Genomic DNA, 12,854 nt, shown 5'->3' with positions numbered 1-12,854 from the left:
CAAATATATAAAATTTATTTAGAATAGTTAAAAATAGTTATATATTTGCATTGATTATTAAGACTCAATAAAAATAATGAAAATTAGAATTACCCTTTTTGCTGTGCTGTTATTTAGTACTTATTCTTTTGCCCAGCAAAGAGATAGTGTGGCATCTAAAGAAAAACTTTCTGAGGTTGTTGTTACAGGTCAGTTAGAACCTCAGTCAATTAAGAAGTCAGTTTTTAATGTTCGAGTGATTTCTAAAGAGGATATTAAACAATTAGCTGCTAATAATCTTTCAGATGTTTTGAATCAGTATCTAAATATTAGTATTAGAACTAGCGGTAGTGATGGACGTTCTACAGTTTCTATGTTTGGACTGGATGCGCAATATTTTAAAATATTGATAGATAATATTCCATTGGTAAGTGATACGGGAATGGGAACTAATGTTGATTTAACTCAAGTTAACCTTGATGATGTAGAGCGTATCGAAATTATAGAAGGTTCAATGGGAGTTACTCACGGAGCTAATGCAGTAAGTGGTATTTTGAATATTATCACAAAAAAAGGCGGTGGTTATAGATGGCAGATTAGTGCAACGGTTCAAGAAGAAACTGTGGGTAACGAGTATGCATTTTTTGATAAAGGAAGGCATATTCAATCGGCTAAAATAGCACATAATTTTAATGAACATTGGTTCTTAAATATTGGTGGAAACCGTAACGATTTTGCTGGGTTTTATGATAATAAAAAGGGTAAAGATTATGGTTTTAATGATGGTTTACGTGGTTATGAGTGGTTGCCGAAAGATCAATTGGTAGGTAATACAATGTTAGGCTATCAAAAAGATAATTTCAGGATTTTCTACAAATTCGACTACTACGGAGAAAATGTTCATTTTTATAGTCCAATTTTAATTCCACAGGATAATTATCCTTTTCCTGAAACCTATTTTACAAACGATAAACGTTTCTTAACAAATCGTTTTTACCACCATTTAAATTCTAATGGAAAACTTTTTTCTAGGCTGAATTATAATGTTTCTCTATCACATCAAAAGCAAGAACGTGATGTTGAAAAATTTAATTATCAAATTGAAACAAAAGATGAATTTGCGAATGATAGGCAGACTTATCAATCCAAAGAAGTTTTTTACTCTACAGGAACATTGAGTAATTTCTTTAATAATCCGAAAGTTGATTTTCAGTTAGGTTATGAAATTACCAATGAAAATGGATTTTATGACGCATCGGCTGGTACTTTTAAAGATGACCAACAACAAGCAGTTGATATACGAAAAAGGCTTGAAAATTATGATATCTTTTCTGTTGCTGAAATTAGTTTAAGCGATAAGTTTTCGATTCGTCCAGGTCTTCGTTATTCTATTCAGTCTAGATTTGACAATCAGTATGCAAGTTCTTTGGGGTTAAGATATCTTTTCAAAAAAGGATTAGAAGCAAGAGCTTCTTTGGGTAAATCATACCGTACTCCAAATTTTGATGAACTCTATACCTATTTTGTAGACTCTAATCATAACATGCAAGGCAATCCTGATTTGGTTCCAGAAAATAGTACATCGTATGAGGTTAGTTTTAAAAGAGCTTGTGCTTTAGGCTCGGGTGCTCAAATTGCGAATAATTTGGCGGTAACTTATATGGATGTTGATGATAGAATTGATATGGTTCTGACTCAGGTAACCCCAACTCAAAATTATAGATATGTAAATATCAATAAATATAAAATGTGGAATATCTCAAGCACAGAGCAATATACTTACAAAAATTTTACTGGAAAAATAGGAGCAGCAGTAGTAGGAATCTCTAGAAAACTAGATTTGGCGGCTTTGAATTTAACTTCTGATGATAAATTTCTGTATTCTCTTCAGCTGAATTCTAGTATTTCATATAACGTTCCAAAATGGAATACACTTTTTGCACTTTATTACAAATATAATGGACAGCAGCAAAGATTTGTGGCAGGAACAGCTACAGATGGAACAGCGGCATTCTTCTTAGAAGAAATAAAACCATATAGCTGGATGGATGCATCGATTAGAAAAGGATTCTTCAAAAATCAATTTGAAGTAACGGTTGGTGCTAGAAACTTGTTTGACATTACAAGTGTTCAATCAGTAAGAAATGCAGGAGGGGATTCGACCGGAGGTGCTCACGCGGCAGGCAGTACGGATCTGTTGTTAGGATATGGTCGTTCCTATTTTCTTAAGCTCACTTATAATTTAAATCTTAATTAATACTAATACACAAATCAAATGAAAAAAAACATTATTTTAATTATGTCTTTTGTTTTACTTGCTTTTACGGCTTGTAACAATGATGACAGTGATAATAGCGGTGCATCAGTTTCTGTAGCATTTGCTGAGTCTTCACAGCATGTAACTAGTGCAGAGACTCCTGTTCAGATAAAGTTTTCTGCTCCTGTGCCTTCAGCTGGATCTTTGACTATTACTTATACAGCGACTGCCGCAGTTTACACGACAGATTTTACAACAGCTCCTGTAGCTAGTAGCACTGAAAAGAAAATCGTAGTGCCTTTTGAACAAAATGCAACTTCTGTAACTTTTACTTTTAACAAAATAAAAAATGCAGCGGCTGATGAAGTGAAAAATGTAATCTTTACCATTGCTAGTGCCTCAAACGGTGCAAATATCGCTGCAAATAAAACAACCCAATTGAATTTTAATGAAACAGCTTCTTTAGGAACTGCTTTAGCTCCTGAAGTTGGAGGTTCATTACAGCCAAATCAGGTTTATGTAGATTTAAGCACTGGTAAAATGACAAGTGTTGTGAGAACTTCTTGGGACTTAGGATTTTATTCTGGAGGAACTTTTAAAGTTGTTTTGAACAGCTCTGTAAAAATGTCTGCAAAACAACTTGCGACTACTAATATAGACGAAGTGCAAGTGGCAGATGAGACAATGATTATTAATCAAGGTCAAGGAAATTCTACTCAGATTGATGATCCAACAGGAGCATTTTCTGCAACTGATACTTTCAAAACTGCTATCGCTGATGTTTCTGCTACAGATTCTGAAAATAAAGTTTACTTAATTAATATGGGTAGTAATCCAGCAACAGTTAAACCTGCAAACGGATCTGAGGGATCTGCTGGGGGAACTTCTAGAGGATGGAAAAAAATCAGAATTTTAAGAAGTGGAACTGACTATAAAATTCAGTATGCTGATATTGCTGCAACAACTCACGAAGAAGTTCTTGTTTCAAAAAATAGTGCTTACAACTTCACATTTTTTAGTTTATTAGATAAAAAACAAGTAAGTGTTGAGCCACAAAAAAATCAATGGGATTTAAGTTTCACAACTTTTACTAACATTATTCCTGGAGGAACAACTCCATATTTCTATCCAGATTTTATTTTAAATAACATTAAAGGTACTGCTAAAACTTACCAAGTACTTACAAGTGCTTATACTTATGATGCTTTCACATTAGCAAATGTTGACAATGCTAAATTTACAGAAGATCAAAGAAATATTGGTTCAAACTGGAGAGGTACGAGTGCTACAGGTCCTGATGGAAATCCAGTTTCTGCGTTTGTATTAAGAACAGATCGTTTCTTTGTAGTTAAAGATCCAGCTGGAAATATCTATAAATTGAAATTCACTGGTGGTGCAAGCGAAACAGGGGAAAGAGGATTTCCTAAATTCCAATATGCATTGTTGAAATAAATTTAATGACCTCGAATAATTTGATTACTCGAGGTTGTTTTTTAATAAAAAGCATTAAAATTTAGTCAATCACTAGCTTTGTTTTTTTTATTTTTTTTTGATAAGGAGGTTAGAATTTTTCTAGCCTCTTTTTTTATTTAGTTTCTTGTTAAAATGAATTAGAAACAAAATGTTATTCTATCTTTGCACAAATTTTTGCTGTAATAAATTAACAATAACTTAATTGGTTTAATTTTTGAGTGCAGTGTTTTATACTTTTATAATTATTTAAGTGAATACAAAATCTTATTTTTTTCAGTCTTTTTCAATCGTTGCTTTAGCGCTGGTTGCTTTTATTGGATTCAAACAAATCCTTCCGGACAAAATATTTTCAGAAAGTAAGTTGGATTCTAAAAACATATTAATCGATAGTCTGCTTTTAGAGTCTGTAGCTAAAGATTCGCTTGCCGCGGATGATGATAGTATTGCCGAAAGCGAAAGAAAGCTAAACAATCAGAAAATTGTTTTTGATCAAACAGAAGGCATTGAGTTTCCAGCCGAAACATTTGAAGATTACAAAGGATATCAATACCTGATTTCTTTCTATGAAAAATTGTATCAGTTGGAGAAAAATCCGCAGAACAAAGTTAGGATTGCGTATTATGGTGACTCTATGACCGATGGAGATTTGATTGTTCAGGATGTTCGTGCCAATTATCAGGAACGTTTTGGAGGTAATGGAGTTGGTTTTGTTTCGATTACTTCAGAATCTGCTGCTTCAAGAGGTTCTGTAAAATCTACTTATTCTAAAAACTGGAAAACGCAATCGTATTTAAATGTCAAAAAACCGGCTAGTCCTTTTGGAGTTAACGGACATGTGTTTTTTGCAAACGATGCATCAAACAATACTTGGGTTCAGTACGAAGCAGGACTCAATAAAAACTGTACTACTTTAGATAATGCTACTTTGTTTTATGGACGTTCGTCTAAAACAGGAAAAGTGAATTTCATTATCGGAAAAGATACCTTAAAGAAAAGCCTTTCGCCAAATAGTTTAGTGAATACTTTAAAAGTTTCTTCAGGAAGTTTAAAAGCTTTCAAAGCTAATTTTGTGCATGCCGATTCTATTCCTATTTATGGATTTAATTTTGATAACGGGATAGGAGTTCACGTAGATAATTTTTCTCAAAGAGGAAATTCAGGACTTCCAATTTCAATGTTCAATGCCGATGTGATGAGAGCATTTAACAATAATCTGAAATACGATTTAATTATTCTGCACTACGGAACAAACGTTTTGAATTATGGAACAAAAAATTATTCCTGGTATGAAAAAGGAATGACAAAAACCGTAAACAGAATCAAAGAATCTTTCCCTGGTGTTTCGATATTAATTGTTTCTACAGCAGATAAATCAACTAAATACGATTTGGAAATGAAAACCGATTCAGCTGTTGTGCCATTAATGAAAGCGCAAAAACACTACGCTTTAGAAACAGAATCTGGATTTGTAAACTTATACACTTTAATGGGCGGTGACGGATCAATGATTAAATGGGTGGATGAAGCGCCGGCAAAGGCCAATAAAGATTACACACACTTTAATCAGCGTGGTGCAAAAGCTATTGGTAATTTGCTTTACGGACAATTGAATAAAGGATACGAAGAATATAAAGTGCTTAGAGCAAAACGAGATACAGAAGGAACTAAACCAAAACCAGTAAGAAGAGCCAGACCTGATTCCGTTTTAATAACAAAAGACAGCGTATGATGAATAAACTTATTGTGTTTTTTTGTTGCCTTTTCTTTACAACAAATGAAAAGCCTGCAAAAGCTAATGTAGATCCAATACCCAAAAAAATGATTCAGAAAATCGATACCGCAAAAGCGGAAGCTCCAATAGAGGGTCAAATTTATAACGCCCAAGTATTAAAAGAGTTCTTTGAAAAATTGGAGCAAAACGAAAGCCAGAAAAATCAAAAAATCAATATAGTTCACATTGGTGATTCTCATATTCAAGGGGATTTAATGACCAATGAGATTCGAAAGAATTTACAGCAAAGATTTGGAAACGCTGGACGCGGTTTAGTATTTCCATATCAATTGGCAAAAACAAACGGTTCTTATAATGAACGTTTCAAATCAAATCGTGGTTGGGAAAATTATAGAAATATTCTTCCGTTCAAAAGTAATCCAGTTGGTTTAAGCGGTATCGGATTATGGAGAGATTCTGGCGGATTTGTAATGGAAATGAATGTAAAAGATCCTTCGTATAAATTCAACACCATAAAAATCATAACGCCTCAAAATCAAAATATGTTTGATTTAGCCGTTTCGTCTAAAATTAATTCTATCCAGACGACCGAGCGAAAAGTGATAACACACAAAATCAAAAAAGGAGAAGTTCTAGGAACAATTGCAGATAAATACAATGTCTCTGTTGCCGAAATAAAAAGAGAGAATCGTTTAAAGTCAAACAACATTCGTGCTGGCCGAACTTTAAGAATCTCAACAAATGAAACTAGGCCTAAGACCATTTCAATGTCTGAGTTTGTGCCTTTAACTATAGAATCAGATTCTTATTCGCATTATTATAATTCGGATAGTCCTTTAAGCAGAATTTTTCTGATTCCAAATAAAGAAGCTTCTAATTATGAATTGAATGGTTTGATTTTAGAAAAAGATGCTTCGGGAATTATTTACAGTGGCATTGGAGTAAACGGCGCTAAATATTCGGATTACAATAAATATCCCTTGTTTTTTGAACAACTAAAAGCATTACATCCCGATTTACTTGTTTTCTCATTAGGAACAAATGAAAGTTATGATCATCTGGATTCTGCAAATTACATCAAAGAATTACAAGAATTCATAAGTAATATAAGAGCGCAAAAAATAGATGCGCCAATTATAGTAATGACACCGCCACCATCTTTACTGAGAAGAAAGCCGAATAATTATATTAATGATTATGCAAAACATATTATTGACACGGCACAAAAAGAGGGTTTCGCAGTCTGGGATTTGTATGATGAATTTGGAGGCATGAGCGGCATCAAACAATTAAAAGTACAAGGATTAATTGGGCCAGATTGGGTTCATTATTCAAAAAAAGGATATGAGAAACAAGGAAACTTGTTTACGCAAGCGTTTTTAAAAACATACGATAATTTTAAATTAAAGAATTAAGTTGACAACAATAGATAGCATTAATAATTGGTTCATTCAAAATTTTGGTGCAATTACGATGGAACAAGTTGAAAGCTGGTTTGTTTACAATCCAGACGAAAAACTTTTATTCAATACCGGTTTATTCTTAGGATTATTTCTGGTTTTCTATTTTGTGTATGGATTTTTACGCAAAACATTTTATTTAAGATTAACCTATGTTATTCTTTTCTCGCTTTTCTTTTATTACAAATCAAGCGGGATTTATTTTCTATTATTGTTGCTTTCTTCGGTTGTGGATTATGGTTTAAGCCAGATTATTTACAAAGAAAGTAAGGACAATGTCAAGAAAATATATTTGGTTATAAGTGTGATTCTGAATTTAGGATTACTTGGGTATTTCAAGTATATGAATTTTATGATCGGCACTTATAATGATATGTTTAATGGAAATCTGAAATTTCACGACATATTTCTACCCGTGGGAATTTCTTTCTATACCTTCCAGTCGATGAGTTACATCATCGAGATTTATCGTGAAGAAATTAAGCCGACTAAAAACTACATTGAATATTTGTTTTTTGTTTCGTTCTTCCCACAATTGGTTGCCGGGCCAATCGTACGCGCAAAAGATTTCTTGCCGCAGATTTATCAAAAATTAAATCTGACCAGACAAGATGTAAATAATGCTTTGTTTCTGATTATTGGAGGTTTGATTAAGAAAACAGTAATATCAAATTACATTTCGGTAAACTTCGTAGATCGTGTTTTTGATACGCCATTGAGTTATACTTCGTTTGAAAATTTAATGGCTTCTTACGGATACGCAATCCAAATTTACTGTGATTTCTCAGGATACTCCGATATGGCAATTGGTATCGCATTATTGCTAGGATTTAAATTGCCAGCCAACTTTAGAACGCCATATAAATCAACTTCGATTACTGATTTTTGGAGAAGATGGCATATTTCACTTTCAACTTGGTTAAAAGATTTCTTGTATATTTCAATAGGAGGAAACCGTGAAGGATCTTTCGCAGGATATTTGTTTCCGAGTTTGTTTTTTTTCGGATTATTGTTGTGGGGAATCACAAGTTATAATACAAGTATAATTCCGTTAATAATTGCTTTTAGTTCAATTGCACTTTTTTGTTTGTCTTTTCTGCTTTCAAGCAAAAAGAAACAAACTCTGGTAACGAACCTAAATCTTTTTACTACAATGCTTTTAGGAGGATTGTGGCATGGAGCAGGAGCGCAATTTATTGTTTGGGGAGCTTTACACGGATTAGCATTAGCAGTTCATAAAATCTTTATGGAATTATTTCCATCCAAAAAAGAAGGTTCAAATTTCTTATGGAGATTTTTCTCCATCTTGATTACATTCCATTTTGTAGTTTTCTGCTGGATCTTTTTCCGCGCAAGAGATTTTGAAACAGCATTGCAGGTAATCAACAATATTGGACAATTAACATTCGAGCCGGAGCTTTGGAAAACAATTGTTCTTGGATATAAAAATGTATTCGGATTAATGTTATTTGGTTACGTTTGGCATTTCTTGCCAGAAACAATTACAAACGGAATGAAATCTGTTTTTGATAAAACACCAATATTAGTAAAAGCTATAATTCTAGGTTTCGTTTACTGGATTGTTTACGCAACAGCAGTTGCCGGTTCACAACCGTTTATCTATTTCCAGTTCTAAAATTAAGGTTCAAAGAGACAAAGTTACAAAGGTGCAAAGGTTTTTCCTCTTGCGCCTTTTTTTGTTTTTGCCACAGATTACAAGGATTGAAAAGATTTTTGTTTCACGCAGATTCTGCAGATTTTATTTTTCAGATTTTACATAATAATCTGCTGAAATCTTTTTTAAATCTGCGTGAAATAAAACTTTGCGACCTTGCGTCTTTGCGAGCAAAATATAATCTGCAAAATCTACGTAATCTGCGAGAGGAAAATATTAGTTAAAAGAATTTGGGAAGTTAGTGTAATTAGTGGCAAAAAAACTTAGGGCCTTAGTGCCTTTCTGGCAAAAAATTGCGTATAAATAAAAATTGCCTGAAATATCTAATTAGATTATCTTTGCACTTCAAATAAACAAAAAGATATGTTTGATAATTTAAGCGATAAGTTAGATAAAGCGTTCCATATATTAAAAGGACACGGTAAAATTACAGAAGTAAACGTTGCCGATACTTTAAAAGAAGTTCGTCGTGCGTTACTTGATGCCGATGTTAACTTTAAAATTGCTAAAGATTTTACAGCTAGAGTAAAAGACAAAGCAATTGGTCAGGATGTATTGACAACACTTCAACCAGGGCAGTTATTGGTGAAGTTGGTTAAAGACGAACTTACCGAATTAATGGGTGGAGACGTTGCTGGTGTTAACCTTTCAGGAAATCCGACTGTTATTTTGATGTCAGGTTTGCAAGGTTCTGGTAAAACGACTTTCTCAGGAAAATTAGCAAACTTCTTAAAAACAAAGAAAAACAAGAAACCACTTCTTGTAGCGTGTGATATCTATCGTCCAGCGGCGATTAATCAGTTGCATGTTGTGGGAGACCAAATAGGTGTTGAGGTTTACTCAGAGCCAGAAAATAAAAATCCTGTAGAAATTGCTCAAAACGCAATCAAACACGCTAAATCAAACGGTTTCAATGTTGTTATCGTCGATACAGCTGGACGTTTGGCAGTAGATCAGGAAATGATGGACGAAATTGCTCGCGTACACAAAGCAATTCAGCCACAAGAAACTTTGTTTGTTGTAGACTCTATGACAGGACAAGACGCTGTAAACACAGCGAAAGCTTTCAACGATATCTTGAATTTTGATGGAGTTATTTTAACGAAATTAGATGGTGATACTCGTGGTGGAGCAGCACTTTCAATCAAATCGATTGTAAACAAACCGATCAAATTTGTTGGTACTGGAGAAAAAATGGAAGCAATTGATGTTTTCTATCCAGAACGTATGGCAGAGCGTATCTTAGGAATGGGAGACGTTGTGTCTCTTGTTGAAAGAGCTCAGGAACAATTTGACGAAGAAGAAGCAAGAAAACTTCAAAAGAAAATCGCTAAAAACGAATTTGGTTTTGACGACTTCTTAACACAGATTCAGCAAGTAAAGAAAATGGGTAATATGAAAGACTTGGTTGGAATGATACCAGGAGCTTCAAAAGCCATGAAAGATGTAGAAATCGAAGATGACGCCTTCAAACATATCGAAGCCATCATTTATTCGATGACACCGGCTGAAAGAAGCAAAACAGCCATTATCGACGTAAAAAGAAAAGCCAGAATTGCAAAAGGTTCGGGAACTAAAGTCGAGCAGGTAAATCAGCTGATGAAGCAGTTTGACCAAATGAGCAAGATGATGAAGATGATGCAAGGCCCAGGCGGAAAAAACCTGATGAAAATGATGGGAGGTATGAAAGGGATGCCGGGTGGTATGCCAGGAGGAATGCCGAGATAATAAAATTAAAAGTTTCAAGTTTCAAGTTTCAGGTTATGAAACAGAAGTTTGAAACTTTTTTCAATAAATAAATTGAGTTTCGTTTTCAACTTGAAACATGAAACCTGAAACAAAAAAACTTTAAATCTGAAACAAAAACAATGCAGCTACTAGACGGTAAAAAAACATCTAACGACATTAAAAACGAAATTGCAGCCGAAGTTCAATCTATAAAAGCAGCGGGAGGAAAAGTCCCTCATTTAGCAGCTGTTTTAGTGGGAAATAATGGAGCAAGTTTAACTTACGTAGGAAGTAAAGTAAAATCTTGTCAAGAAATCGGATTTGATTCTACTTTAGTAAGTCTGCCGGAAACAATTACTGAAGACGAACTGCTTGCTAAGATTAAAGAGTTGAACGAAGATGATAATCTAGATGGATATATCGTTCAGTTGCCATTGCCAAAACATATCGACGAACAAAAAATCTTATTAGCAATTGATCCAGATAAAGACGTAGATGGATTCCACCCAACTAACTTTGGTAGAATGGCGCTTGAAATGGAAAGTTTTATTCCAGCAACACCATTCGGAATTATGGAATTGTTAGAGCGTTACAAAGTAGAAACTGCAGGAAAACATACAGTAGTAATTGGAAGAAGCCATATCGTAGGACGTCCAATGAGTATTTTAATGAGCCGTAAAGGAAATCCTGGAGATTCTACAGTTACCTTAACGCACAGCCGAACTAAAGACTTGGCAGAATTCACTAAAAATGCTGATATTATTATTACAGCGTTGGGAGTTCCAGAATTCTTAAAAGCAGATATGGTAAAAGAAGGAGTAACCGTTATCGACGTTGGAATTACACGTGTAGAAGATGCATCAAATGCAAAAGGATACGTTATCAAAGGAGACGTTGATTTTGATGGAGTAAGCAAAAAAGCATCATTCATTACGCCAGTTCCAGGTGGGGTAGGGCCAATGACAATTGCGATGTTACTTAAAAATACACTTTTAGCTCGTAAAATGAGAAGCGCAAGAAATCAATAATTTCTTTTTCAAAATACTATGAAAGCCTGTTCAATTGAGCAGGCTTTTTTTATTGCAGTAATTTTTACAAACACATAGAAATATAGAATTATAATTTCTATGAAAAGAAAGCAAAAGAGAAACAAATTTCTCTCACATGATTAAAGGTTGGCTATGTTTGTTTAAAAAAGTGAAACGCCTTTTTTTGCAATTACAATATCTATGTTTCTATGTGTTTAAAAAATCTATCCAAACTGCCATTTTAATATATAATTAATAGTTTAAAGTTTTGGTTCTTAAAAATAAAGGATACTTTTGCACCACTTAAAAAAACACTTCTCCAAATGGACGATTATTATTATTCGTTAGTATTAAATTAAGCAGCTTTTGAAATTTCAAAATGCTGCGTTAAAACCCTGTATTTTGAAATGAAAGCCTTTTACACAAACAACAACGGATTAGTAGAAATCCAAAAATGGACTTCAAATTGCTGGATTCACATCGAATCTCCAACAGAATCAGATAAAAATTACTTGTTAGAAGAACTTCAGGTTCCTGAAGCTTTTTACAATGATATTGAGGATATCGACGAAAGACCTCGTATAGAAATCGAAGATGGCTGGACGCTTATCATTATGCGTATTCCCATTAAAAGTGGCGATGTAAAAATTCCTTTCCATACCGTTCCTCTCGGAATCATTTTTAAAGAGGATATCTGTGTCACAATCAGTTTTTATAAAACAGAAATAATCAAAGATTTTGTTGCCTATTCACAGCGCAAAAACATCGAAATAGAAGATAATTTCAATTTAGTTTTGCGATTGCTTTTATCATCAAGTGTTTGGTATTTGAAATACCTGAAACAAATCAATCATAAAATAAAACTCGCAGAAGATAATTTAGAGAAATCAATTAAAAACGAAGAATTACAAGCCTTGCTTCAAATCGAAAAATGTTTTGTATTCTTCATCACTTCTTTAAAAGCAAATGATGTTTTGTTCCAAAGAATCAAAAACCTAAAAGCACACAAAGCCAGTTACGATCCAGAATTGTTAGAAGATGTAGAAATCGAACTAAATCAGGCGCAAGATACAGCCAACATTTACAACAACATCTTGACCGGAATGATGGATGCTTATGCTTCTGTAATCTCCAATAATATGAACAATATTATGAAACAGATGACTTCAATTTCTATCATCTTAATGATTCCAACTCTTATTGCCAGTTTGTACGGAATGAACGTCCCAAATGGATTAGAAGAAAGTCAATACGGAATTTGGATTCTACTCTTGGTTTCTATAATTCTATCCACCTTTGGAGTCTTTTTGTTCAAAAGAAGAAGATGGTTCTAAAACTTAAAAACAATACAAAGCCTGTTCGTTAAGAATAGGCTTTTTCGTTTTTATACTTTGGGCGTGACCGTCTCGTTGCAAAAGGGCAATATACTTTACGGTTATACGCCCTTTTGCAACGAGACGGTCGGACTATCCATGCTACTTTGGTAGCTTATTCCTATCCCTCACGCGGTCTCATGTAATAA

At 33.8% G+C, this 12,854-nt stretch carries 8 protein-coding genes; all 8 read left to right on the top strand.

Annotated elements, in window-relative coordinates:
• The first annotated feature begins 76 nt into the window (after positions 1–76).
• Complete coding sequence (locus BM289_RS18765) at positions 77–2,236, top strand: TonB-dependent receptor plug domain-containing protein (protein ID WP_091496412.1); 2,160 nt, start codon at positions 77–79, stop codon at positions 2,234–2,236.
• 18 nt (positions 2,237–2,254) lie between these two features.
• On the top strand, positions 2,255–3,688 hold the full coding sequence (locus BM289_RS18760) for an HmuY family protein (RefSeq protein ID WP_244165415.1): 1,434 nt from the start codon (positions 2,255–2,257) through the stop codon (positions 3,686–3,688).
• 271 nt (positions 3,689–3,959) lie between these two features.
• Positions 3,960–5,438, top strand: a complete 1,479-nt coding sequence (locus BM289_RS18755; RefSeq protein ID WP_091496411.1) for an SGNH/GDSL hydrolase family protein — start codon at positions 3,960–3,962, stop codon at positions 5,436–5,438.
• Positions 5,435–6,856 carry a GDSL-type esterase/lipase family protein gene (locus BM289_RS18750; protein ID WP_091496409.1) on the top strand — a complete coding sequence of 474 codons (1,422 nt, stop codon included), beginning with the start codon at positions 5,435–5,437 and terminating at the stop codon, positions 6,854–6,856. The genes BM289_RS18755 and BM289_RS18750 overlap by 4 nt, the downstream gene beginning before the upstream one ends.
• A gap of 1 nt (position 6,857) precedes the next feature.
• Complete coding sequence (locus BM289_RS18745) at positions 6,858–8,537, top strand: MBOAT family O-acyltransferase (RefSeq protein WP_091496407.1); 1,680 nt, start codon at positions 6,858–6,860, stop codon at positions 8,535–8,537.
• Positions 8,538–8,939: 402 nt separating this feature from the next.
• The gene (ffh, locus tag BM289_RS18740; RefSeq protein WP_091496406.1) at positions 8,940–10,304 is read left to right on the top strand and encodes a signal recognition particle protein; all 1,365 of its coding nucleotides are present in this window, start codon (positions 8,940–8,942) and stop codon (positions 10,302–10,304) included.
• 140 nt (positions 10,305–10,444) lie between these two features.
• Positions 10,445–11,332, top strand: a complete 888-nt coding sequence (locus tag BM289_RS18735) for a bifunctional 5,10-methylenetetrahydrofolate dehydrogenase/5,10-methenyltetrahydrofolate cyclohydrolase (RefSeq protein WP_091496404.1) — start codon at positions 10,445–10,447, stop codon at positions 11,330–11,332.
• A gap of 407 nt (positions 11,333–11,739) precedes the next feature.
• The gene (locus BM289_RS18730) at positions 11,740–12,666 is read left to right on the top strand and encodes a magnesium transporter CorA family protein (protein ID WP_091496402.1); all 927 of its coding nucleotides are present in this window, start codon (positions 11,740–11,742) and stop codon (positions 12,664–12,666) included.
• The last annotated feature ends 188 nt before the right edge of the window (positions 12,667–12,854 follow it).

The organism is Flavobacterium phragmitis, from assembly GCF_900112575.1.
In the GTDB taxonomy this organism is placed as follows: domain Bacteria; phylum Bacteroidota; class Bacteroidia; order Flavobacteriales; family Flavobacteriaceae; genus Flavobacterium; species Flavobacterium phragmitis.
This window is presented reverse-complemented; position numbering and strand designations above follow the sequence as displayed.

Coding starts and splice junctions, on each gene's coding strand:
- BM289_RS18750 (WP_091496409.1), top strand. CDS start 5,435: ATGATGAATAAACTTATTGTGTTTTTTTGTTGCCTTTTCTTTACAACA.
- BM289_RS18760 (WP_244165415.1), top strand. CDS start 2,255: ATGAAAAAAAACATTATTTTAATTATGTCTTTTGTTTTACTTGCTTTT.
- BM289_RS18765 (WP_091496412.1), top strand. CDS start 77: ATGAAAATTAGAATTACCCTTTTTGCTGTGCTGTTATTTAGTACTTAT.
- BM289_RS18730 (WP_091496402.1), top strand. CDS start 11,740: ATGAAAGCCTTTTACACAAACAACAACGGATTAGTAGAAATCCAAAAA.
- BM289_RS18735 (WP_091496404.1), top strand. CDS start 10,445: ATGCAGCTACTAGACGGTAAAAAAACATCTAACGACATTAAAAACGAA.
- ffh (WP_091496406.1), top strand. CDS start 8,940: ATGTTTGATAATTTAAGCGATAAGTTAGATAAAGCGTTCCATATATTA.